This is a genomic window from Companilactobacillus nodensis DSM 19682 = JCM 14932 = NBRC 107160, from assembly GCF_000615905.1.
In the GTDB taxonomy this organism is placed as follows: domain Bacteria; phylum Bacillota; class Bacilli; order Lactobacillales; family Lactobacillaceae; genus Companilactobacillus; species Companilactobacillus nodensis.
Map to the genome: position 1 here is coordinate 21,124 of NZ_BAMN01000012.1, position 26,145 is coordinate 47,268.

Genomic DNA, 26,145 nt, shown 5'->3' on the forward strand with positions numbered 1-26,145 from the left:
TTAAAATAAGTTTGCATAGTAAAAGCGCATTCAGTTTTTTGAATGCGCTGATTTGGTATTTTATTTTCACTGGTTTGTGGTTGCGCGTTTCTGAAACGAGTTGCGAAAGCCAGATTCCTGCGCCTGCTACAGATAGCAAATGCACCAACTTCGTTGGCACCTTCACTATCTTAGGCAGTGCTCAGAATCTACCGGCTTTCTCCACTCTCTCTAATTAAAACGCGCTTACAAAAGGCAACGCCTCCGCTTACTACGAATAACAAATGCACCAACTACGTTGGCACCTTCGTTATTCTAGGTAATGCTCAGACGTTCCCGCCTTTTGACACGCTCTATTTCACGAATCTATTCCACCAATGTCCACCCTTGTCATTATCTTCATGAACTTGTTCATTAACTTTTTCTTTGATAACAGCATCTTGAGTCTTTTCATTTTCTTCCTTGAAACGGTCGAATTGACTTTGTAAGCTGTCTCTTTCTTCTTTAGCGTCCGCTAATTGTTGCTTTAAGTCAGCGATTGTTTGATCTTTTTTATCTTCGTTAGCTCTAAGATCTTCAAGTGTCTTCTTTAATTGAGCAACTTCAACATCCTTGCTGTCAGTTTCTTCAGCGTCCTCGCTGGCAACTGGGAAGATTTGCTTGGCAGCTGAATCAAGTGTCATCTTCGGTCTATGACCTAGTTCAACCATTTGCTTGAAGTCTTCCAAGTTCTTGGCTGTGTACAAGCGGTTGTTCTGACTGTTACGTTCGAAGTAATCCGCGTTGCCTGTGGTATGTTCAACGATCAATGAATACTTGCGTAATGTTGCGACGCTGATCCCCAATTCTTCCGCTGCTTTAGCAGGAGTTAAAAATTTATTGCTCTTTGCTCTACTCAAAAGTATTTCCCCCGATTTGTCTCTATTGTTTTAATTATAAAAATAAAGTGCCGCAGTTTCAACCACCAAATAATAGTTGATGTATCGATATAGTTAGTAATCACTATATTTTGTCGTAATTATTGTTATACTAAAGACAGAATGTAGCACTTTAGGTGTATAATTCTTCTTACTAAAGAAAAGGGGAAATGATATATTGTCAAGCTCCACTATAACTACTAATTTAATTATAATTCTAATCACGTTCATCTTCGCCTTCTTCTTCGTGGCTGCTGAGTTCGCCTTAGTTCAAACCCGTCCCAGCCAACTAGAAGATGCCATCGCTAAAGGTGAAGGAAATCCTAAGAAACTAAAACGTGCGTTGATGATGGTCAACAATCTGAACGAATACTTATCAACAACACAGGTTGGTACTAGTATCGCCGGTATTATCTTAGGTTGGATCGGTGAAAGTACGATCGAGTACTTGCTGGTCGACTTCTTCGGGATCATCCATCTATCCAATGGCAGTGGTGGTATGCATGCCATAGGTTCAATCATCGGTGTGCTACTTCTTACCTATCTAGAAGTTGTTTTGACCGAGATCGTTCCTAAGAACGTTTCTATCGATATGCCACTGAAGATGTTAATGTTAACCGTAACACCAATGCGTGTCTTCCACTTATCAGTTTATCCATTCGTTTGGTTACTGAACGTTTCAGCTTCAGGTATCGTCAGATTGATGGGCTTGAAACCCGCTGATTCCGAAAACGAAGTCTTCTCTCAATCAGAGATTCTTCGTCTTTCTAAGTCAGCCGTTCAAGGTGGTGATATGGACCAAAACGATGTTGTCTTCATGCAACGTGCCTTCGAATTAAATGATAAGGTTGCTAAAGATATCATGGTCGATCGTACTAGTTTGTACGTGGTTGATATTACTGACAAAGTTAAAGACGTCTTGAAAGATTATCTACAACAAGGATTCTCAAGATTCCCCGTTGTCGTTGACAATGATAAGGATAAGGTCCTAGGTTACGTCTATGCTTACGATATCGTTCGCCAAAACCAAGTTGACGGTGAGATCGGTATCAGCCGTATCTTAAGATCTGTTAATACTGTTCCTGAAACAATGCCAATTCAAGATATCCTATCTAAAATGATCAAGAAGCAAACACCTATCGTTGTTGTTGTCGATGAATATGGTGGTACTAGTGGTATCGTTACTGATAAAGATATTTATGAAGAATTATTCGGTACTGTTAAAGATGAGATCGACGATGTCTCTGATGAATACATCGTTAAGAATGATGACGGTAGTTACAATGTTTCTGGTAAGACTACTCTTTATGATTTTGAAAGATACTTCAGAACAGATATACCTGAGTTCCAAGAATCAGATATTATCACTATCGGTGGTTATATCATTGAGAAATATCCAAACATCAATAAGGACTTCGAATTCAGTATGAGAAACTTCAAGTTCAAGGTCGTTGAGTTTGATCATGGGTTTGTTAACTGGTTCAAGGTTTCTGTTGATAAGAGTGCTGTTACAAAACAAGATAATTTAGCTTCATTGACTGATGTTGATGATTTGAAAGACTAATTAGAAGAGACCTGCAGATATTGCAGGTCTCTTTTTTTGTTGGCTTATAATTGCCGCCTCCAGCAGAAAGGGATGAGCCTGCTGTTGGACCGATTTCAGCCAAGGTCTGAAATCTTACTTTTGAACTCCGCCAAGAACACGGATTTCAAAAGACATCCGTGCTGTACGAACGGGAACCCTCCGTTCTACACCACTACAACTGCCTGGCTCATCCCTTTCTGCTTCCGGCTATATTACACAACTCAATTATTTTTTCTCTATATTATACATACACACTAAAGATACTAATCTAATATATTTTATACGTAGCTCAATTCAAAAACCGGAGATTGAGGACAGAAGTGCCAGCAGTGGCAGTTATGTTAGGACGGGCGAACTACCCGTTCTTACATAACAGGGCGACTTTTGAAATTTGCGGTTTGTGCAAAGTTCAAAAGCGAGGTTCCAGACCGTGGCTGGGACCGGTCCTCACAGCAGGCACTCCTGACCTCAATCGGAGGTACCCAACGCAAAAAAAGACCGATAACCATAAAGATTATCAGTCCACAAATCATATTAACAGCCGCCACCCATAGTAACAGTGTTAGCCTTAACTGCATCCCAATCAACGATATTAACCGCACCATCAACAAGCTCACGTGCGTTCTTGAAGACGATCATACGTGTCTTAGGATTCAATTCTAGTTGCATATCTTTTTGAATATAATCATCAGCGATCTTCTTGAAGTAGATTGGTCCAAGATCACTATCCAAAGCAATTTCATAATCTGACTTAGGTGCATCAGGTCGATCGCAATGAATCTAAATTTCGTTACCAATGCGCAATTACCCTCGTCAGAATATGGTCCTAAGCCATTGTCGAGATCAAGCAATAATACCTTGCCCTCATCAACATATGGTTGTAACTTTGCTTTTACTTCATTAGTCATTTCAATTCTTGCCATTATTTATTTGCCTTCACAATATCATAGTCTATGATGTTAACACTGTTATCGATGATCTCTTTGGAATTCTTCAGTACCAACAATTGGGTCTTAGGATTTACTTCCAACTTCAAACCTTCGTCAATGAAGTCTTCAGCACTTTGCTTGTAGTAAATCTTGCCAATGTCGCTATCAAGAGTGATCGTATAATCAGACATATCTTCATCGGCGCTTACGACAATTACTCTAAACTTAGTGATCAAAGCACAGTCACCTTCACCGGAAAAGCGTCCCAAGCCATCATCCAAGTCTAAGATGATATTCTTGCCAGCGTCAACGTATGATTGTAATTTGCCTTTTGCTTCACTTGTAAGTTCAATTTTCATGTACACGCACCTCTACTATCTATATTTGTATTTCGTGGTACTTCCCCAGTCTAATATGCTCAAGATGAATAGCATGAAGACGATAGATATATAACTTAGGAATATACCGTTGAGAATATTATACAAAACATCGCGCAAATTGTACTCTATATTGCTTGCGATGAGATCTTGAAGTGGATAATACGTCCCTGCCAGTAGGAGTGCCAACAGGATCGAAGTTACGATACCAATGGTTCCAATATGATGGAAGAACAATGTACTCGACTTAACCTTCGACCATAGCCGTAGGCTAGTAAAACAAAGACCAAACCTGATATAATCATTGTCAACTTAATGATTTTTTTAAGTGTCTGTAATTCTGATAGGACTTGTTCGATCGGTCCGATATCATCTTGAATGATTTGATCCATTATGCCCTTGTTACTATTGACGGCAGAGTCGATCTGCGGATCAATATCCAATCCATTAGCCTTGGCTTCTTTTTTGAGGTTATCACCGATCGTGGTTAAGATAACATCCCCAATGGTAAGTTTGGTATCATCATTATATACATCATCCACAGACGCATTGATAATCTTTTTTATATCACTTTTACTTAGATCAGTTGCCGAGATACTTCCGACCTCTGAATAATTATTGACCAATCGTCCGAGTTTTTGGTTAGTATAATTGCGTATCAAAGATACGTTAGCGTCACTGCTAACGACCTTCTTAACGTAATTTCGATTAAATACTGTCGACAGAGTTATTCCCAAAAAGACGATTATCATCAAACAAATTGATAATAAGACTAAGGTGAATCCGTGGCGATTGTATGATAATGATTTACTCATGATTGACTACTTCTCCATAGCTAGTTTTGCAATGTCTTGCGGTGTATTCACAATCCATTCAGAATGAGCCTTACTTAGTTCATCCTGTGTACCAAAGCCGTAAGTGACCCCGATGGCCTTGAGATTATTCTTGTGTGCCCCCACAATGTCACTGCTACGATCCCCAACCATAACCAAGTTGTCAGAATTTAAGTCGACTGACGTTTTTTCGATACCATATGCTATCACGTCTTCTTTGAGAGTGCGAGTTTTCTCATCTTCGCTGGCTCCGAAAACGTGTCTGATGTATGGCTTCAAACCAATTTGATCGATTATCTTCTTGGCGAAGATCTCTGGTTTTGAAGTCGCAACGAATACTTCCTTGTTGCCAGCTTTCAATTCCTTCATCATTTCAACGATACCATCATAAACTTGATATTGTTGCCAACCATCGATAGCATAATATTCCTTAAAAGTATTGAATAGTTCTTGTGCCTTAGGATCATTCATCTCTAAGTGATCGTACTTTTGAAATGATGCACCTAGTGTTGGTCCAATATACTTACGTAAAGTAGCATCATCATGTGGCACGTAGCCATCAACTTTTTTGTACATATATTTCAAACTCTTCATAATTCCTTGTTCGGAATTAATAATAGTTCCGTCTAAATCGAAAAATAAATTGTTCAAATTAATTTCATCCTTTATTTAGTGTTAAATTTAATACGTAGAAACAATTATAACATCTATCAAATATTGTCGCAGGTGTGTAAATGGTAAAAGTAAAAAGGCCCGAAATATTCACAGATATCAATCGCGGATTGAGCAGCCAACAGGTTAATGAACAAACGGCCGCTGGTCTGACAAATGTTCAAATCAAAAAATTGTCGCGTCCGATTCCAAAAATATTGGCTGACAATTTATTTACCTTGTTCAACTTCGTCAACCTGGTGATTGCTGTCTTAATCTTCTGGACTGGTTCATATCGTAACTTGTTCTTCTTAGGACCGGTCATCGCCAATATTATTATTGGAAGTTATCAGGAGATCCGTTCTAAGTTAACAGTCGACAAGATCAGTCTGGTCAATGAACAGGACTTCCCTGTCATACGCGATGGCAAACAAATCGAAGTCGCTATCGATGATCTGGTCGAAGACGATATCGTCTTACTGAAGCGTGGGAATACTATCCCGGCTGATGGTATCGTTCGTTACTCCAATGGACTACAGACTAATGAATCAAGCATCACTGGTGAAGCTGATACTATTGCTAAGGCTAGTGATGATGACGTCTATTCCGGTAGTTTTGTCGTCGCCGGGCAGGCTAAGATTCAACTGACACAGGTCGGAATGAATAGTTTTATTTCACAACTATCCAATGCTGTTGGTAAAGAAAAACGTAAAGTTAGTGTCTTGATGAAGATCATCAATAACATCATTAAAATTCTAACATATACTATTATCCCAATTGGACTTCTTTTATTTTTCCGTTCATATCTTAAGAATGGTGATATTGCGTCTTCAATTCTGGGAACGTCAGCTTCAGTTATCGGTATGATTCCAGAAGGATTAGTTGTCCTTACTTCAATTGCTTTGGCAACCGGTGCGTATAACCTATCCAAGAAGAACATCTTGGTTCGTTCACTAAGCGCCATCGAAACATTAGCACGTGTTGATACTCTTTGCCTGGACAAGACCGGTACGATCACGACTGGTAAGTTGACGGTTAAAGATACCTTATCCTATAACAATTACAGCGAAAAACAAGTTCAAGCTATCGCTACTAAGATCGTTGAAGTGACTCAAGAAACCAATGCCACTGCTCAGGCAATCACCAAACTAAAAGTTGAAAGTTTTGGTGAGAAATCTATTGAGGTAATTCCCTTTTCATCCGAAACAAAATATTCCGGATTCGTCTCTGCCGATGGCTCTAGATACCTTATGGGTGCCCCTGAGTTCATTATCAAGGATGCTGGTACAACTATAACCGAAGTTGTCGATACGGCAGCAGAGCAAGGATTTAGAGTTATCGCAGTACTTAAAGAGTCCAAAGGTATTCAAACTCTGATTGGATTACTAAAAATATCTGATGAAGTTAGAAAACAGGCTCCAACGACTTTCTCATATTTGAAAAATCAAGGTATCAACTTGAAGATCATCTCCGGTGATAATCCTGTGACAGTCGCTAATGTCGCTAAGCAAGCTGGAATTGATACTGACAATAGTTATATTGATATGAGCCAAGTTGCGGAAGGAACCGACTACACAAAATTAGTTATGAAATACCGTGTCTTCGGTCGCGTCCGTCCCAATCAAAAGGCTGACCTGATCAAGGCTATGCAGGACAATGGATTGACTATCGGTATGACTGGGGATGGTGTCAACGATGTTCTCGCCATGCGTCAATCAGATTGTAGTATTGCGATTGCTGGTGAGAGTGATGCTGCTGAAGCAACGGCCGACTTCGTATTATTGAATCGTAATTTTGACTCGATGATTTTCATGCTCAACGAAGGACGTCGAGTTATCAACAATGTCGAACGTGTTGCTTCACTATACTTGATCAAGACGATTTATTCAGTTATCTTGTCAATTATGTTCATCTTCTTAGGAACCGGTTATCCATTCGAGCCATCACAATTAACACCCGTTAACGCCCTAACTGTTGGTATTCCAACCTTCATTCTAGCGTTAGAGCCTAACTACACCCCACCCGCTGGACGATTCATGCATAACGTTATGGAAATTGCCTTACCATCAGCGATAGTCAATATTCTGATGATAAGTACCGTCTACTTCCTGGGAAATCACATGGGCTTGAGTTATCATACGACTTCAACCTTATCAGTCTTCACGATTGGAATCATCGGTTACTGTGCATTGATATCGATCAGTAATCCACTGATAACGAGGAAAAAAGTCATGATCGGTATATCGTTTATACTCTTCCTGTTGGCGTTCATATTCACTGACAAAACCTTCGGATTGCAAAATATTCTGATCTGGCGTTACAGCTTCATGTACCTTGCTATCTTCCTGATTTCTTGGCCACTGTTCATGTTTATGCGTGAAGTTTTAGGCCGTCGGGTATTTAGTAAGATTAATTGGAAATAAATATGAATATGGAAAAGGAGTGGCCTGTTGGTCACTCCTTTTTTGATTGTCGTCAATAATAATTTAAAACAATTGCCAATGATTATTCCGTTTAAAAATATCATCATGCGACCCTGTACGTATTAAAACCAATGTCAGTTCCTTATCAATTATTATATATACCAGTAACCAATTTTTTTCAATATGTAACTCTCTATATCCACGCCAATTACCAGTCAATGCATGATCACTATATCTAGTCTTTAAAATATCTTCATCACGATTGACAATATGGGTTATAACTGTTTTTAATTTCAATACGTCATAATGTTTCTTTTGCAACTTCTTATAGTTTTTAACAAAAGCCGGTGTCTGAACGATATCAAGCATTTAGATCGTCCCACCATTCATCCACAGACTTATATCTCTTTAAATCTTTTCTAAATGCATCTTTTCTAGCTTGGACACTTTCTGGATCTTCAAGTTCTGGCTTAAACGGGAGTGCTTGTTCTCTAACAGATTGTTTTAGGAACATTGTGACAGCAGTAGTTAAATCCAATCCCAAATCACTATATAAATCTTGAGCATCCTTTTTCAACTCTGGATCAATTCTTAAACTGATTCTAGCTTCAGACATCGTTATCACCTCTTTAACCGAAGTATATTATCTATGATATGTAAAATCAAGGAAATTGTACCAACGATGAATTACCATTGGATACCCAATGTCAACACTCAGATAAATACCATTTTCCTTTGCAGAATTTTTCCTTATTCATTGTCTAATTTAAATTACGAAAAATTTACACTATAAAACAAAAAGACCATGAACATTTTGAGTTCACGGCCTTTATTTTATCCGAGAGGATTTTTCAATTTTATACGTTTTCTGAAACGAGTTGCGAAAGGGCAAATGCCTCCGCTTAGCTACGCTTAAGAAAGGATGCACAACCCGCATCAATTCTTAAGCTAGGCTATGCTCAGCATTTACCCGTCTTTCTCCACTCTCTATCCTACGGTACCTTCCATCTCATAACCGATCAATCGGTTCAATTCAACGGCGTATTCCATTGGCAATTCCTTAGTAAATGGTTCCACAAATCCCATAATAATCATTTCTGTGGCCTTTGCTTCACTCAATCCACGGGACATTAGGTAATACAATTGTTCCTCTGAAACTTTCGAAACTTTGGCTTCGTGTTCCATCGAAACATTTCCGTTCAAAATTTCATTGTATGGCACGGTATCAGAACTGGATTCTTCATCCATGATAATGGTGTCACATTCAACGTGGGCCTTTGATCCATCGGAGTTTCTCTCAAATCTCACGGTACCACGATAATCAACGGCACCGCCGTCCTTTGAGATCGACTTGGAAACAATTGATGATGATGTGTTCTTAGCATTGTGGATCATACGGGCACCAGCATCTTGATCGACACCTTTTCCGGCAACAGCGATTGATAGCATCGTTCCCTTGGCACCTTCACCATCCAAGTAAACACTTGGATATTTCATTGTGATCTTCGAACCCAAGTTACCATCGACCCATTCAACAGTCGCATTTTCCATTGCTTGAGCACGTTTTGTCTCAAGACTGTAGACATTATTCGACCAGTTTTGAATCGTCGTATAACGGACATAAGCATCCTTTTGAGAAAATACTTCAACAACAGCCGCATGCAAACTATCACTTTGATAGTTAGGAGCTGTACATCCCTCAACGTATTGAATACTTGCGCCTTCGTCAACGATGATCAAGGTACGTTCGAATTGTCCACTGTTCTCAGAATTCAATCTGAAGTATGACTGAATTGGAATATCCAAGTGAACACCCTTTGGTACATAGATGAATGATCCACCTGACCAGACAGCACCGTTCAAGGCTGCAAACTTGTTGTCATTCGGGTGAACCAATTTGCCGAACCACTTGCGGAATAATTCAGGATATTCGCGCAAAGCTGTATCAGTATCAGTGAAGATAATTCCGAACTTAGCGAATTCATCACGCATATTGTGATAGACCACTTCTGATTCATACTGAGCTGACGAACCGGCCAAGTATTGACGCTCAGCTTGTGGTACACCCAACCGATCGAAGGTATCCTTCAATTCAGTTGGAACATCGTCCCAATCACGATATTTCTTATCAGTCGCCTTCTGGTAGTAACGCATGTTCTTCAGATCAAGCTTCGACAAGTCTGGTCCGAAGGCAGGCATTGGCATCTTCTTGTAGATTTCGTAACTCTTGAGACGAAAATCAAGCATCCATTTTGGCTCTTTCTTTTCCTTAGAAATAGCACGAACGACTTCCTCAGTTAAACCTCTACCAGTTGAGAAAACTGGTTTGACATCATCATGGAAGCCAAAATCATAATCATCACTCAAACCAAGATCTTTAACTGATGACACGGCCTCTTCGTTATTCTTAGTATTTTCTGTTTCTGGCATATTTTTCACTTCCTATGATTATTTGTTCAAGGCTTTGTGCAAAGCCTTCCATGCTAAAGTTGCACATTTGATCCTAGCTGGAAACTTTGAGACACCCTCAAGTGTAGCAGCGTCTTCCAAGATATCAGTATCAACATCGTCACCGATGATCATACTAGAAAAAGTCTGCACCATTTCTTCAGCTTGATCAGTCGTCTTACCGATAACGGCATCGGTCATCATACTGGCAGATGCCTGACTGATCGTACAACCATAACCACTGAAGCAGCGTCTGCTATCTTGCCGTCTTCAACTTTCAAATCAAGTTTTAGAACATCCCCACATGTGGGATTCTTTAATTCAATATCATTAGTCTTATCAGACAATTCACCGTGATGGTGAGGATTATCTGAGTGATCCAAAATAACTTGTCTATATAAATTATCCATTCTAGATAGTGCCATCTTTAAAGAACTCCTTTGTTGCAATAATTGCATCAACTAGTTTGTCGGCATCTTCTAATGAATTGTAGAAGTAGAAGCTGGCACGGGCAGTCGCGGATAATCCTAAGTAAGTCATCAAAGGTTGGGCACAGTGATGTCCAGCACGTACAGCGACACCTTCCATATCAAGACCTGTCGCCAAGTCATGTGGGTGTAATCCTTTGAGATTAAATGAAATAACTGCGGTGTGCTTATCAGGATCCTTTGGTCCATAGACTTCTAGATCATCGATTGCGAGAAGTTTTGGCATAACGTAACTGACGATTTGGTGTTCATAGTCGGCAATCTTTTGCATTCCGATAGTGTTCAAATAATCAATTGCATAGCCGAGTGAAATTGCTCCAGCAATGTTAGGCGTTCCAGCTTCAAACTTCCAAGGTAGTTCATTCCAAGTCGTGTCATATTTCTTAACGAACTCGATCATTTCACCACCGTACTCAACTGGTGTCATGGCATTCAGCAAGTCTTCCTTACCGTACAACACACCGATTCCGGTTTCGGATAACATCTTGTGTCCGGAAAAGGCGAAGAAGTCACAATCCAAGTCTTGCACATCAACCGGCATATGTGGAGTTGATTGCGCACCATCAACGACCATCACAGCACCGTGCTTGTGAGCCAACTCAGCTAACTTCTTAACCGGATTGATCACACCTAGGACATTTGAAACTTGAGTAACTGAAACGATCTTCGTCTTATCAGTGATAAGTTCTTTGGCTTGCTTCATATCCAGCTCGCCGTCGTCAGTTAAGTTGATGTATTTTAATTTTGCATTTTTTTTGATAGCTAATTGTTGCCAAGGAATCAAGTTGCTGTGGTGTTCAAGAATCGAAATAACGATCTCGTCACCTTCATGAATATTCTCACCGTAACTTTGAGCGACCATATTCAATGAATCAGTTGTTCCCTTAGTATAAATAATTTCTTTAGCCGACTTAGCATTGATGAAGGCACGGATCTTCTCACGTGCTGCTTCAAACATCTCGGTCGAACGTTCAGCTAGTGTGTGGACACCACGGTGAACATTGGCATTATCTTCGTAATAGAACTTTTCCATTGCTTCGATAACAGCCTTTGGTTTTTGACTAGTTGCCGCATTATCGAGATAGACTAAGTCTTCGTCATTTACTTTTTGATGTAGGATGGGGAAATCATTGTTGTCCATTGATTAACTTCCTTTCGATCATCTGCGTCAAACGATCACGTACTTCTTCTTCAGGTATCTCAGTAATAACACTGCTCAAGAAGCCTCTGATAACTAGACGTTGAGCAGTTGATTCATCAATACCACGACTCATTAAGTAATACATTTGTTCTTCGTTAACACGGCCAACACTAGCAGCGTGTCCGGCAGTAACATCGTTCTCATCGATCAAAAGAATTGGGTTCGCATCCCCACGCGCATGTCTCGACAACATCAAGACACGACTCTCTTGTTGAGCATCAGAACCACGAGCACCCTTAACGATATGACCAACACCATTGAAGGTCAGTGTTGAAGATTCAAGGATAACACCGTGTTGCATAATGTGACCGATCGTATGACGACCGTAGTTAGTAACCTTCGTATCGATACCTTGGACTTGTTCACCAGTTGTGATGGCAACGACCTTGGCTTCAGTATGAGAACCGTCACCTAATAAGTCGGTTCCGAAGTCACCAATGACATTCCCGTCATTCATGAATCCAATAGCCCAGTCGATTCTAGCATTAGCGCCAGTGATTCCACGTCTTGATAAGTAACTTGTCGTTGATTCACTCAATTGATCAAGGGCTGAATAATGTACGTGTGTATTGTCACCAGCAATAACTTCAGCGACGATATTACCCTTGTTCTCTTCAGCATCACCGTTAGTAATGAAGTTTTCTAGATAAGTAACCTCTGAATTATCTTCGGCGACTAGTAAGATGTGTTGATTGAAGTCACGTTTGATATTGTTGTCTTGTACAAAAGTAGCTTGGATAGAATCTTCAACTTGCACGTTCTTAGGAACATATAAGAAGATTCCACCATTCATCATTGCGGCATGGATAGCCGTTAATTTATTTTCATCAGCTTTGACAACTTTGGTCATATAATATTTTTGAATAAGTTCAGGATAATCTTTGATAGCTGTGAATATATCTGTCAGGATGACGCCCTTGGCAGCCAATTCTGGTTGTAGATGAACATCAAGCGTCTTACCGCCGGCTTGAACAATATAATTCTTCGATGTGGCAGGTTCGTATGTTGTTGCGACACTTTTGGCATCGAAATCAGTTGGACGATCTAATCTCCAACTGCGATAATTAATTTTTTCGTATCTAGGTAATGACAAATCTGATGACTTTTCGAGATTGTCAGTTCTAATTTTCGTGAACCAATCTGGTTCGTTGTTTTGGTGAGAGAATTGAACGACATCGTCCATGTATTTGTCTTGTAAACTTGGTCGCATATCCAATCCCTCCTATATTTCGTCTGTTAGTTTGACATCAAGATTTAAGTCGTCACGAATTCCAGCGTAACCTTCATCTTCTAGCTTCTTAGCAAGATCAGGGCCACCGCTCTTAACGATACGTCCGTCCATCATGATATGTACTTGATCAGGTACGATGTAATTCAAGAGACGTTGATAGTGAGTGATGATAAGTGATCCGAAGTTGTCGCCACGCATTGAGTTAACACCACGTGATACAACCTTTAGAGCATCGATATCAAGTCCGGAGTCGATTTCATCGAGAATGGCGAACTTGGGTTGGATCATCAATAATTGCAAAATTTCATTACGCTTCTTTTCACCACCAGAGAATCCTTCGTTCAAGTATCTGCCGGACATTTCATCTGTCATATCCAAGATATCTTGTTTTTCATCCAACAACTTGATGAACTTTCTAACAGGAATCTGGTCGTCCTTATCACGACGAGCATTAATAGCTGCACGCATGAATTCAATATTTGTAACACCAGGAATCTCGGCTGGGTATTGCATTGCTAGGAACAAACCGGCACGAGCACGCTCGTCAACTGGCATATCCAGAATACTTTTGCCGTCTAATAGCACGTCCCCTTGTGTTACTTGGTAGGCAGAGTTACCCATGATGGCAGCTGACAAAGTTGACTTACCAGTTCCGTTAGGACCCATGATTGCGTGGATCTCACCAGTGCTCATCTTCAAGTTAACACCCTTGAGAATTTCTTGGCCTTTACCATTTTCTTCATCTGTAACTGAAACATGTAGATCTTTGACTTCTAATGTGGACATAATCTAACCTCCATTGTGATGTCTTTATTATAGTATTTTATTGGCATAATTTTAATGCCTTTTAGATATAAATTTCACTTTCTATTGTAATATTTGTGTATGCGCTTAACCTCCTTATGTATAAGGAAAAGTCAAGGGTGAATTTTAACCTATTTTAAGGCTATTTCTGCACTTTTGGTATTACAATCGACAAGTTAAGTGTATCACGATAAGCACAAAAAAAAGCTAGGTTAAACCCTAGCTTTTGGAATATTTATATAAGATTTTAATTCCTATTGTATATAAGAACTATAGTAATGAAACGTCTGAGTCTTTGACCCATTCGTTTGTGGCAACACGATACATCTTTTCACCATTGATACGGGCAGCTTTGTCAGCCTTCCAAGCACTGTTCGTGGCAAGTGCACGATCATTGATCAATGTTCCCTTTGAATCATAAACTTTGGCATTAGTCTTACCATTTATCTGTGCAATCTTAGAGATTGGTGTGTATAAATAAGCATCGGATGCTTTGATGTATTGATTTGTGGCTACACGATAGTATTTGACACCATTGATGTAGACCTTCTTGTCAGTGATCCAACTTGAGTTAGATGAAACAACGACATCATCAAGCAATGTACCCTTGTTTGAATACAAGTCAGTATATCCTTTGTTTGGATATGTTGTGATCGTACCCATGAAGTCAGAAGTATTAGGAGCAACTTCGATCGACTTGTTAGGATTATCCTTGTTGATAGTCATTTGCATATCGTCAGCATTCAAGAAGCTGTAGCCATCTGGAGCTGTCAATGTAACATCATCTCCGTCAGCACCTTCACCCGTTGTGATACCGATTGTTCTGCCTGTTTCTTGATCTACGAATGTAATTACGTATGAGACATTTCTCTTAGTTACATAAACAGTACGTTCATAACCATCTTTTTTGAGAGTAAACCCTCTATCAACAACGTTTGATAATTCGTAACCCTCTGGAGCTGTTAGTGAAATATATGAACCATAAGTGCCAGTTTGATCTTTGTCAGTCTTTACAGTCTTACCAGTTGCTTCATCTATATAAGTTACTGTGTATTTTAGTGAAGCTGGAACAACAGGGACTTCAATTGAACGATTAGCATCAGTAAACTCATGTGGTGTATCTGTACTCTTAGCTAAAGTAAATCCAGTAGGTGCTTTTACATCAACTGTTGTATTAGGCGTTGCTGTATCAGCCTAGTGGTTGCATTAGTTTTATCCGTTGTGTCTGAAGCAGTGCTTGAACCAGCTGGCTCTTCAGGTGTAACTAGATTATTATCAGTTGTACCTGTTTGTGTATCAACAATATTTTTATCATATGTAAAATTGATGGTATATGGTAACTTCTCTGTATCAGATGAAGTTGCATCAACAACTTGAACAGTTGCTGGATTATCATCATTAAATGTCATTGCCTTGCCAGTTGATGAATCTGTTAATTTATTACCTTTATCATCAATTGCTTGAGCAGAATATTTAACAGAATAAATCCCCGCTTTTGCTAATGCGAAATCAGCAGCTTTTCCATAATCATTTTCTGTTGTTCCATCTACAGCTGTTGTAGTAACCAAGAACTTTTGACCTTGACTATTCTTAATTACAAATTGCCCCTTTGCACCAACAGTATCGCCTGATGTTATTTGTCTACCCTTTAATTGTGTCCAGTCTGGCTCAGCGAAAACATTAACTGTTCTATTAACAGCATCACCAGTTGTGTAATTGTCCTTGGCTGTATAAGTAACAGTGTATGAACCAGGATCTTGAATATCACTTGTAGACATATCAGTTAATAAGGTTGCGGAATTCTTAACCCCTTTAGCATCTGTACCATTAGTTGTTGCGGCTGTTACGTCTTTGTTAACAACATCTTTAGCAAAGTTAACTTGTTCAGGCGCTGTCTTAGTCGTAAAGTTCATAACTTGAGATGCATTATCCTTACCAAAGGCAACTGTTGGCTTAGCATAGTTATATTGCACATTAACTGTCTTAGTTGTATCGCCACTAGTAAATGTAACCTTAGTTGCGAAGCCGAACTTATTGCTATCAACGACAGTCATTGGAATCTGCGTCGTATCTGTTGAAGAAGTTGTAATATTCAATTCATTGGCTAAGTCAGTATTGAAGTCTGATCCACTCTTACCGAAGATTGGAGCAACTGACATAGTTGCATTGTTTTCCAAGTCCTTAAACGTTGTAGCAGTTCCCTTTGCTGCTGTCGCTGTAGAAGTTGTTGCCTGTGATAAAGCATTAGTTGCTGTGATTGATGGAGCCGCTGTTTCTTTTGCTTGAACTATTAAAGGGCTAGCGCCGAGTACGGTACTTGATAACATGATACCGGTCAAAGCTAGTGTTTTGATTTTACCCATAAATAATTCCCCCTGTTTAATTTCATATTTGATAATTTCATTTTAAAAAATAACTACATCTACATTTTATCAATTTCCTGACAAAAATGTTGCATTTTTCATTCAAAAATCAAGTTATTTCGAAACTTTTTAACTAAATTTTTAAAAATTATATATTTATATTCCGTTTTGCCATTTATATCCATAATTATGTTCATATGTGCCATAATAATCTTAATATAAAGCTTTTGCTCCATGTTATTCGTCAAAGCCGACGATATCACAGAATACACACCTTAATAAATGGCTAAGAGAACGTGCAAACGCACGCTCTCTTTTTTATTGCACACTATCCGTCAGATGCCAAGAAATAGTACCAGTATAACTACCTGCCAATGGACTAGGCATAACCTTCAGTAAGATTCCGTTATCCTTCGACCATTGACCAACAATATCAGTAACTTCTTTTTCCTGGCCGACAGTATCGTCTGACGCAACAATACTTGACTATCTTCAAGTGACTGAATAGCACCGTCCTTGTTCGTGTAGATCAAGCCACCCGCTAAGTTACGGTCATTAGTCGTATCAGTCAATTCTGTACATTGCGCACTCAGTAACCACTTGGTATTGATACTCTCAACTTCAAGGGTCCAATCACCGGAACGCGGCAGGATTCTAGTCTCTGGACTGGCATTGATCGACTTGAACGAATAACCTTTATCACTCTTCAACTTCAGTGACTTGTTGATGATCGTCACATTGTAAGTCACAGGTGTAGATGATCTACCATATCCATCTGTTGCCGTGATAACAACTGTATGGTCACCAACACCTAATTCCCCACCGGACTTCTCATATACAAATTTATTTGTCGTGGCGCTATCATCCCCCGTCAATTCATACATATATGGTTCATCATTATCAATCGTAATGTTCAAAGTAATATCCGAATTCTTAAAGGCGGCGTTGTCGCTATAATTTATCGTTCCACCTAATCTAGCGACTTCAGTATATAGAGCTGTGATATCTGTTAAGTCAGGAATCAAAGTCAAAGTAGTATCCGGAACATTGACGTTGAATTCCAGCTCATTTGACTTCAAGTCATGACTATCTGTCATATAGAGCTTGACGGGATTGTCGCCAACCTTAAGATTAGCCGCTTTGATGTTGGCACTGAAGTCCCCACTAGTAATAGCATCACTACCAGATAATTGAGTTGTTGTGTCAATCCCATTCACAACAGTATGCAATGTCAGATCATCATTCTTAAAGCTTGAACTATCATTATACGAATGAGTTCCATCGATACCTACGTCCATATTACCGGTGGCAATAAGTTCTTGATCACTCTTAGAATCAATTCGAAGGGCCTTGTCTTCCACCGTGACTGTATACGTCACAGTATTAGAAACGAATGTGTCGACCTCCGTTACCTTACCATCCTTGTCGTATTCCAGTGGATAATTATGATTTACTACATAAACTTTTATCTTGTGTTCTTTCTTCGAGAGATTGGATAGATACAATTCAAAGTCACCCATCTTACTGATAGTATCCTTGGTAACTATCTCATCTGCACCATCAATCGAGTAATGTATCTCTGTATCTTCATTCGTAGCAGTCGCAAGTTTATCAAAGTCCCAATGTCCAGTTACAGTTGTTTCGTTTTGATTGTACAGAACTTGTGGGTCCTTCGAAGTTTTGGTCAAAGTCAATGTGTCATCTGGATAGTAGACAGTAAATGGTTTGGTTTCCAAATCGGCATAATACTGGTCAGTCGACACACCGGCGTGAGATGGGGGTACCTTCACCGTCTCTGTACCTGCCGGCAAATCAGCCGCCACACCATTTATAGAAATAACTGCCTGACATGTCGTAAGATCCAAGTTTCGATCCAAGTTAACTGTTATTTCTTTGAATTCATTATGATTACTATCTGATCCAGTTGAAGGGGTTTGACCATAAATAATCTGTTTATTACCGCCTCCATAATCAATCTCACCAATTTGTTTGGTAGGATCTGTTTCGAAGTCAATTCCATCAGGTAGAGAGATCTTGACTGTTGCGTTATCGATATTAGATCTACCAGAAACAAAATTTAAGAGATATTTGAATTGCAATTCATCCTTTGGATGAGCTCTTGTTGCCGTTGGCAAACTCTCATCTGATCCATCGAACATATCGGGATGATTATTGTTTGTCTTATGAGGGTCACTTTCAATAATCTTCGTTTGATTAGTCTTATTGATAATATAAGCATTAGTATCGGCCTGAATAACACCAGGTAGTGTTTCGAATAATACACTGGCGTTGGCTCCTTTGAAACTACTAGCAGCAGCTCCAACAGTCATAAATCCAAAACGTAATCTGTCACTCTTCAACTCAAATTTATCCAATGCTAAAGGAATAGTAGCTCCAACTTCACCTTGCGCAAAAGGCACTCTGTCCCAACTATTAAAATCGATTCCTTTGATATCTTTGTCGTTGATCTTATACGTTAACGAGGCTATATTAGAACCTTTTTCAGGTGGAATATAAGTAATGGCCAAGTGATGCCATGCCAATCTTTTTTCTGAATTAGTTCTAGTATCAAGCTCCGAAGTATCATTGTGATTGAGTATGTACCAGTTATTTCCACCATCTTTGGTATAGGACAGCGGATCGCCAGGATAGGCCCAGCCAACGTGTTGAGTCCTTATACCTCTACCACCACCATCGTTGACCTGATAACCATCTAGCGAGTCTCCTTTTGTACTACTACCAATGGTTGTCGAACCATTGACCATAGTGTCAAACTCTAATGCCCAACTGTGTTGAATGGCTCTAGCCGCCATAGTCTCAGGTGATCTGACGCTGGAGGCTAGTCCACAACCCCAAGTACCGATAGTTTCCCCACCTCCTATTTTCCCCACATTATTAGCTGTAGAACTAGAAATAGGATCATCACCATTCTGCAATACAAACGTGACACCTTCAGCTGCCGAATTTGAGTCCCCCATATAGATCCACACAGAAATATTTTGTCTTTGGTTAATGTTCAAATAATTATTGTCGACATTACTCCAAGCGGATGTTATCGCTGTTGCATTTCCACCCAAAGGGAAATCCAAACGTTTGCCGTTAGAAATAACCGGACCAAAACCCGATGTGTATTTTCCCGGCATAAATAGTGCATTGGGATCCGTCGTAGTAAGACTGATATTCAACGAATCTGGGGCCATATCATAGATGTCCGAGTCTCTATATGATTCAACAGCCTTAACTTCGACGTACTTAATCCAAACAAAACCAAAAACATTGATACAGATAAAACTAATATATGTATAACCTTCCTTAAATTTTTCATATTAATCCACCCTTGTTAATATGCTTTTATTTTTTGTTTAAACAAATATCTTCCAACTATATTATATCTTATATTAAATCTGTATAAACACTTATTTGCGTAAGTAATTTTAGCTTATATTGAATTTTTATAAATCAACCACAAAAAAAGCATCCGCAATGTGGATGTTTTTATTGCACACTATCAGTCAATGACCAAGAGATAGTACCTGTATAATTACCGGCTAATGGGCTAGGCATAACCTTTAAGAGGATTCCATTATCCTTCGACCATTGACCAGCAATGTCTGTAACTTCTTTAGTTTGACTAATCGTTTTATCGGATGCTAACAACACTTGACTATCTTCAAGTGATTGAATGGCACCATTCTTGTTCATGTAGATCAAGCCACCTGCTAGGTCCCGCTGGTTGGCAGTATCCTTCAACTCTGTACATTGTGCACTCAACGCCCACTTTGAGTTGATGCTCTCAACTTTCAAATCCCAAGCACCAGAACGTGGCAATACTCGAGTTTCTGGACTAGTGTTGATCGACTTGAACGAGTAACCTTTGTCACTGTCGAGTTTCAAAGACTTGTTGATGATCTTGACATTATAAGTAACTGGATCAGAACTTCTGCCATAGCCATCTGTCGCAGTGACCTTAATCGTATGGTCACCAACACCCAAATCGGCACCGGACTTCTTATAGTTGAACTTATTTATCGTGGCACTGTCATCACCGGTTAATGCATAGGTATATGAAGCACCGCCATCAACCGAAATATTCAATGTGATATCTGAATTCTTGAAGATGGCATCATCACTATAACTTATCGTTCCGCCTAACGTTGCCGACTCAGTATATAAGGCTGTGATATCTGTTAAGTCAGGTGTTAGTTTCAAAGTTGTATTAGGAACTTTGACATTGAAGTCTAGTTCGTTAGACTTCAACTTGTTACTATCCGTCATATATATTTTGACTGGATTATCACCAATATTTAAGTCACTTGTCTTTATATTAGAAGTAAATTTACCAGACGTAATATCATCTGTTCCCGATAATTGTTGTGTCTTCTCAGTTCCATTAATGACTGTATGCAAGGTTAATGTCTCATTCTTAAAGCTCGAATTATCATTGTACGAGTGGGTCCCATCAATTCCTACATCGTCATTACCAACAGCTGTGACGGTTGAATCACTATCTGAAGCAATCTGTAGCTTCTTCTCATCTACATTGACTGTGTATGTCAACCTGTTTGAAGTTATTGTGTCAGATACTCCATCACTGGATACATAATTTGGATCGACTACGTAGACATCGATTGTATGTTTACCAGATTTCAATCCTTTAAGATCGATGGAAAAACTACCATTATTACTCAAAGTATCTTTCAAAACTGGTTGATCAGTGCCATCAATGGCATAGTGAATATTCATATCATCGTTGTTGATCGGTTGTTTACTACCGAATTCCATATCAGCTGTTAAAGTTGCTGTTTGACCAAGATACGATGTCGATGGATCTGTGGAAGTTTTGGTGATCTTCAGGGTATCTGCTGGTGCGACAATATCGAACTCTTTAGTTACCAAGTCAGCGATGAACTGGTCACTTTGAACTTGCGCATGGGATGCACCAACGTGTAGTGACTTACCACCCGTCGCGATGTCAGCCGCTTGCCCATATAATTCGATCGAAGCTAACGGACTATCGATATCCAAATCCTTGTCTAACTTGAAACTAATACTATTAACCGGATTACCGTCACTATCGGTACTAGCAACCGGAGTCTGACCATATATATCTTGAGTACTACCGTCGCTATATTTCACTACGCCAAGCTTCTTAGTAGGATCAGTTGTGAACTTAACGTTGTCAGGTAGTGAAATAGTGACGTTGGCATTATCAATATTCACTCTACCGGACTTGTAATTGACCAAGTATTTGAACGTCAGGTCATCGTTAGGGTGAACTTTGTCCTTGCTTACCAAACCTTGATCAGTATCATTGGCAAACATTGATGGTGTACTATTACTTGTCTTATCAGTATCTGTTTCGATGACTTTCGAAGAATTATTTTTATCCGTCAAATAAGCATTGGTATCAGCTTGAACTAATCCGGGGATGCTTTCGAAGACAACTCTGGTATTAGCACCACTAAATGCATTCTCGTTAGCGGAAGACGTTACAAATCCGAATCTCAATTTATCGGTATCAGTCATATGAAATTCATCCAAATTCAAGTTGATCTTCTTAGAAATCTGTTCTTGACCAACTGGAGTTGTTTTTGGATCTGTATAAGTAATACCATTCAAGTTCTTGTCATTTACTTTATACTGCAACGTTGCATTATTAGTTCCATCTGTCGGTGGAGTATATTTGATCAAAACATGATGCCAAGCTAATTTTTGGTTTTTATTACCTCTTATTTCAGATTCCTCAGGATCTTGATGGTTCTGCAAATAATAATACTTACTAAGCAATGATCCATATTGGAAGTATGTTGCCGGGTCCCCTGGATAACCCCAAGCAATGTGTTTAGGTCCAACACGTCTTTGAGGAACCCAATTGACTTGATAGTCATCGAAGGCATTCCCTGGACCACCGGCACCGGCGGTATCTTCACCGTTTTGCATAGTATCAAACTCCAACGCCCAACTGTTCTGAATTGCGGTACTAGCGACTGCTTTTGTGCTCAATCTATTGGCACTTTTATCATCACCCCAGACACCAATGGTCTCACCACCAACAAGATTACCTTTGGAGTCAGTTACACCAACATCTGAACCGCCATTTTGTAATACAAAAACCAATCCTTGTGATGCACTGGTTGTACTACCCATGTAGATCCACATTGAGATGGTCTGCTTCTGATTAATATCCAGATAATTATCAGTATTATTACTCCAAATAGCCTCTGTGTAGTCAGGATTCCCCTCAGTTCCTAATTTAACAACACGTCCGTTCTCAATCACAGGTGCGACATCTTTTGAACACTTACCTGCTACGAATAAGCCGTCAGGATTAATTACGCTGCTAAGACTTCCGATATTGATGCCTTCAGGAGCTACTGACATTACTTGATCATCTGTGTAATACCAATCAGACGCAGCTACTCTAGTTGTGTTTAGTCCCAATAGAACTATAAAAAATACAACCGCAAAAATAATTACTGACACAATCCCTTTATTATTTTTCATATTAATACGCCCCCGTTTAATATGTTTATTAGCTTCTGTTTAAACAAATATATCATAACTATATTATCGTACATATCCGATTTGTATAAACATCTATTTTTGTAATTATTTTTTTCTTATGTTGAATTTTTATAATTGCGGACGCAAAAAGACACATCTACACGAGATGTGTCTTAAAATTTATTATTTAATACTTTCAGTCAGATTCCAAGAGATGCTTCCTTGATAATTACCAGCCTGAGCATTGGCATCCACCTGCAATAGGATACCGTTGTTGTCATCCCAATCAATTGGATGACTGCCACTCGTGATATCGGAGTCTGAAGCTAGACGTACCAAGTTATCCATTGTCTTCAGATTACCGCTATTTGGATCTACATAGACCATTTGACCAGCTAGATTGATCTTTGGTACCGGAGCAGTTGAGACCATATCACCTGCTTCAGCTGACAAAATATAACCTGAATCAACTGTATCAACCGATAGATGCCATTCACCCTTACGTCTAACCATCCGTTCTTCTGGACTCTGGTTGATTGTCTCGAAGGCATAGTCATCGCTATACTTCAGGATTGCTGATCTTCTAACGAAGTTGAAGGTATAAGTTATCTTGTTAGATTCTCTGCCATAACCATCCCTCAGATAAACATCAACCGTATGGCCATTTTTGGTTTCAGTCTTATTACCATCGGCGTCGACAGGATCGATTCCTAATTTGTCTTTGCTATATTTCTGAACGAAGTCTAATTCAGAAGCATCATTTATAATTTTACCATCGCTATCTCTAGCCTGAATGAAACTTGCCTGAGGATCTCCCGAACCTTCATAAGACATCATCCATTGCAAACGACCTGTATTGAACTTGTAATCATTCGCCTCATCGTCATTGTATGTAACATGTGCTGGTAATTCTATCATGTCATCTCCATTAACGACTTCAATAGTCTGATTATCTGGTGATAAGATTGGATTACGTTTAGGAACCGTAACTGTATACGTCAGCGTATTAGACACCATACCGTCCGGATCAACTACCGATAAGTCAATAACATTGACCCCGGTATGGATATAGGCCTGCTTATCACTTGTCCCGAATCCAGGGGCTAATTTACCAGAATATGTATCCGTTGTACTTCCACCTATATCGGTCTTCATCTGCGTAGCTTCCATATGGAAACCATCATCTAAGTTATTAATAACCATATGGACATTCCAATGGCGATTATCTTCTGGAGTCTGGGGTGGATTCTCTTCCATTAGCTGATTATTGCTGTAAGCGACCGTTCCATCCAGTAATACATTGTCTAAGTCCTTTACTTTGATACTCTTCTGATTATCAGTTGCGTGAATCATCAATGCTACCTTTACAACATTGACTTTGTAAACAACTTCCTCGGACATTTCTCCATCACTATACATTGCTCGAACAGCTATCGTGTGTTCCTTTATATCGAGTCCCATCTTATCATTGGCAATTGTGAAGTGGCCTGAAGTACTTATATCATCATCTTGAAGTGTCCCAATAGGTTGATAAGTAGTATTATCAATGTTCACATATATTGACATATCTGTATCTTTGAATTCAGACAATTCATCTTTACTACCTTGCTTAACTCTCGTTACCGTACCACCAATAGAAATTTGCCCATCAATCGGAACCGTTTGATTCTGGGTACCTTCATCCGGTGTAATGGTTGGTACGTAAGTCGTCTTCTTGATTGTGAATTTTGGAGTTTGGAAGTTATCCTTGTAAAAGTCACCGTCGTACTTGGCTGTTGTCTCTGCAACAAGAGTATCTTCCTTAACCTCATTAGCCTGGGCGTGCAGAACCACTTTGGCATTACGATAGATATCATCACTATCATCATTCAATGGCTTACTTAGCTTGATGGAGTACGGATCATCTCCGAGGTCATCAATGTACTCAGTGTCAGCTAACTTGTCATTGTCATCATAATAATTGACTTCTCCATAATGACCGTCAATTTTTTGGTAAGTAACATTGCTTAACTTAGGTGCTGTTAGGGTGATGTTACTTAAATCCTCTTCACCGTCTATATAATTAAGATTGTATTGAATATTTAAATCATCTTGACCTGCAACGGTATCACCTGGAAGCAACTTTTTGACTGCTGTTGTATCGAATATTTGAGCGTCACTTGTGGCATTTACAAGTGAAGGTATGGATTCAAATATAACCGCATTGGTTATTGGAGTTCCTCCTGTTGCTGCAGTGAAACCATACTGAATTTTGGTTTGACCTGGATCCAGATGAAAATTCTTAAGATCAATATTTGCCGTCGCAAATATTTCCTTCGGTCCTTTTATCTTGTCATCTGGATCTGTAGGTGTTCCATCGTAATTCTTATCTCTATACTTATATGTAAGTTGACCAATCGTTGAGCCTTCATCAGGTGGAGTATATTCAATTGTTAAATGACGCCACCCATCTGTTGGCATATCGTTACCATTAACTGTCAATTCAGCATCAGCACCATTATGGCCACCATCAGATCCAAGGTTGTGTTTCATAGACAATATGGATGTCCCAGATACACCGACAAGGAACGTTTTATGCGGTGGATTAACACCTACTTGACGATAGGTATCCTTTACAGCAGGATAATTCCAAGCAATATGTGGATGACTTAGAGAATTGTTCTCAGCATCGTTATACGGCCACCAATCAAATCCATCACCATTAGACGGGACCATATCATTAGTCTGTACATCAGCGTACTTCCAATTATTAAAAGTACCCTTTCCTAAGCCACCATTATTAACTTTTGAGTCAAATTCAATAGCAAAACTATTTTGAATAGCCTGTTTCTGAGTGGTTTGATACAATGGATCATCGCCTAGGTCTTCCAAACCACCAAAATAAGTAGTTGATCCAATAGAACTCGTTCGCTTACCTTCTGAACCCCAGACACCCAGCGTTTCACCACTGTTTACATGCCCATTGTACGTAGAAATGGCATTATTCCCTCGGGGATCGTTCTGCAAGACAAATGCCATACCAGCCATATTATCCTTGTCTGGATTCAATCCAAAATACATCCACATTGACATGGTTTGCTTTTTGGTAACGTCAAAATAGTTTTTTCCTGTACTCCAAACGGCACCAGTTTGATTAGAACCCGATGTCAATTGAACGGCATCGACATTTTTAGATGAAATGTTATGCACAACTGCGGAATTCGTATCACCAGTCGAAAATGTTTTACCCTCATTACGTGTAAAGTAATCACCTAGCGGCAATCCACCTGGTGCCACATCTAGCACAGACTGATCACTATATACGAATGCCTGAGCTTCTTCAGGCTTATCAAAATATAAAAACATTAAAATAATCGATAATACGCCAAATAACGCAAAACCAATTTGCGTTAGTACTCTTTTATGTTTCACC

At 39.4% G+C, this 26,145-nt stretch carries 18 protein-coding genes and 2 pseudogenes; 2 read left to right on the forward strand and 18 right to left on the reverse strand.

Annotated elements, in window-relative coordinates; genetic code table 11:
* Positions 1 to 332: 332 nt before the first annotated feature.
* On the reverse strand, positions 333 to 878 hold the full coding sequence (locus JCM14932_RS15160) for a hypothetical protein (RefSeq protein WP_025024616.1): 546 nt from the start codon (positions 876 to 878) through the stop codon (positions 333 to 335).
* A gap of 196 nt (positions 879 to 1,074) precedes the next feature.
* Between JCM14932_RS15160 and JCM14932_RS09185 the strand changes: the two genes are divergently transcribed.
* On the forward strand, positions 1,075 to 2,460 hold the full coding sequence (locus tag JCM14932_RS09185; RefSeq protein ID WP_025024617.1) for a hemolysin family protein: 1,386 nt from the start codon (positions 1,075 to 1,077) through the stop codon (positions 2,458 to 2,460).
* A 555-nt stretch (positions 2,461 to 3,015) separates the two neighbouring features.
* Here JCM14932_RS09185 and JCM14932_RS17210 read toward each other — a convergent pair.
* The 5 genes and pseudogenes from JCM14932_RS17210 to JCM14932_RS09210 form a co-directional block, all read right to left on the reverse strand.
* Positions 3,016 to 3,261, reverse strand: coding sequence for an iron-sulfur cluster biosynthesis family protein (locus JCM14932_RS17210; protein WP_081776145.1), 246 nt, complete (start codon positions 3,259 to 3,261; stop codon positions 3,016 to 3,018).
* Positions 3,258 to 3,404, reverse strand: a pseudogene (locus JCM14932_RS17665) (iron-sulfur cluster biosynthesis family protein); the annotation flags it as partial. The gene JCM14932_RS17210 and the pseudogene JCM14932_RS17665, both read right to left, overlap by 4 nt.
* Entirely contained in the window at positions 3,404 to 3,769 is a 366-nt protein-coding gene (locus JCM14932_RS09200; RefSeq protein WP_025024619.1) for an iron-sulfur cluster biosynthesis family protein, read from the reverse strand. The pseudogene JCM14932_RS17665 and the gene JCM14932_RS09200, both read right to left, overlap by 1 nt.
* Positions 3,770 to 3,987: 218 nt before the next feature.
* Positions 3,988 to 4,602: a hypothetical protein gene (locus JCM14932_RS09205; RefSeq protein WP_025024620.1), complete on the reverse strand. Its 615-nt coding sequence runs from the start codon at positions 4,600 to 4,602 to the stop codon at positions 3,988 to 3,990.
* 6 nt (positions 4,603 to 4,608) lie between these two features.
* Positions 4,609 to 5,271, reverse strand: a complete 663-nt coding sequence (locus JCM14932_RS09210; RefSeq protein ID WP_025024621.1) for an HAD hydrolase-like protein — start codon at positions 5,269 to 5,271, stop codon at positions 4,609 to 4,611.
* 83 nt (positions 5,272 to 5,354) lie between these two features.
* On the opposite strand from JCM14932_RS09210, the gene JCM14932_RS09215 reads away from it, so the two are divergent.
* Positions 5,355 to 7,694, forward strand: coding sequence for an HAD-IC family P-type ATPase (locus tag JCM14932_RS09215; RefSeq protein WP_025024622.1), 2,340 nt, complete (start codon positions 5,355 to 5,357; stop codon positions 7,692 to 7,694).
* 63 nt (positions 7,695 to 7,757) lie between these two features.
* On the opposite strand, the gene JCM14932_RS09220 is transcribed toward JCM14932_RS09215, so the two are convergent.
* The 12 genes and pseudogenes from JCM14932_RS09220 to JCM14932_RS09280 form a co-directional block, all read right to left on the reverse strand.
* Entirely contained in the window at positions 7,758 to 8,063 is a 306-nt protein-coding gene (locus JCM14932_RS09220; protein WP_025024623.1) for a type II toxin-antitoxin system YafQ family toxin, read from the reverse strand.
* Positions 8,056 to 8,310 (reverse strand): type II toxin-antitoxin system RelB/DinJ family antitoxin, encoded by a 255-nt coding sequence (locus tag JCM14932_RS09225; protein WP_025024624.1) that lies wholly within the window; start codon positions 8,308 to 8,310, stop codon positions 8,056 to 8,058. The genes JCM14932_RS09220 and JCM14932_RS09225 overlap by 8 nt, the downstream gene beginning before the upstream one ends.
* Before the next feature lie 371 nt (positions 8,311 to 8,681).
* Entirely contained in the window at positions 8,682 to 10,124 is a 1,443-nt protein-coding gene (sufB, locus tag JCM14932_RS09230) for a Fe-S cluster assembly protein SufB (protein ID WP_034543074.1), read from the reverse strand.
* 18 nt (positions 10,125 to 10,142) lie between these two features.
* Positions 10,143 to 10,567, reverse strand: a pseudogene (gene sufU, locus JCM14932_RS15170) (Fe-S cluster assembly sulfur transfer protein SufU).
* On the reverse strand, positions 10,554 to 11,771 hold the full coding sequence (locus JCM14932_RS09240) for a cysteine desulfurase (RefSeq protein WP_025024626.1): 1,218 nt from the start codon (positions 11,769 to 11,771) through the stop codon (positions 10,554 to 10,556). The pseudogene sufU and the gene JCM14932_RS09240 overlap by 14 nt, the downstream one beginning before the upstream one ends.
* Positions 11,758 to 13,041 carry a Fe-S cluster assembly protein SufD gene (gene sufD / locus JCM14932_RS09245; RefSeq protein ID WP_025024627.1) on the reverse strand — a complete coding sequence of 428 codons (1,284 nt, stop codon included), beginning with the start codon at positions 13,039 to 13,041 and terminating at the stop codon, positions 11,758 to 11,760. The genes JCM14932_RS09240 and sufD overlap by 14 nt, the downstream gene beginning before the upstream one ends.
* A gap of 12 nt (positions 13,042 to 13,053) precedes the next feature.
* Complete coding sequence (gene sufC / locus JCM14932_RS09250) at positions 13,054 to 13,848, reverse strand: Fe-S cluster assembly ATPase SufC (RefSeq protein ID WP_025024628.1); 795 nt, start codon at positions 13,846 to 13,848, stop codon at positions 13,054 to 13,056.
* A 288-nt stretch (positions 13,849 to 14,136) separates the two neighbouring features.
* Positions 14,137 to 14,640, reverse strand: a complete 504-nt coding sequence (locus JCM14932_RS09255; RefSeq protein WP_025024629.1) for an SLAP domain-containing protein — start codon at positions 14,638 to 14,640, stop codon at positions 14,137 to 14,139.
* 383 nt (positions 14,641 to 15,023) lie between these two features.
* Complete coding sequence (locus JCM14932_RS09260; protein WP_025024630.1) at positions 15,024 to 16,229, reverse strand: hypothetical protein; 1,206 nt, start codon at positions 16,227 to 16,229, stop codon at positions 15,024 to 15,026.
* 392 nt (positions 16,230 to 16,621) lie between these two features.
* Positions 16,622 to 19,429, reverse strand: coding sequence for an L-type lectin family protein (locus JCM14932_RS09270; protein ID WP_025024631.1), 2,808 nt, complete (start codon positions 19,427 to 19,429; stop codon positions 16,622 to 16,624).
* A 295-nt stretch (positions 19,430 to 19,724) separates the two neighbouring features.
* Positions 19,725 to 22,733, reverse strand: coding sequence for a hypothetical protein (locus JCM14932_RS09275; protein WP_025024632.1), 3,009 nt, complete (start codon positions 22,731 to 22,733; stop codon positions 19,725 to 19,727).
* A gap of 183 nt (positions 22,734 to 22,916) precedes the next feature.
* Positions 22,917 to 26,144, reverse strand: a complete 3,228-nt coding sequence (locus tag JCM14932_RS09280; RefSeq protein ID WP_025024633.1) for an L-type lectin family protein — start codon at positions 26,142 to 26,144, stop codon at positions 22,917 to 22,919.
* Position 26,145 lies beyond the last annotated feature (1 nt).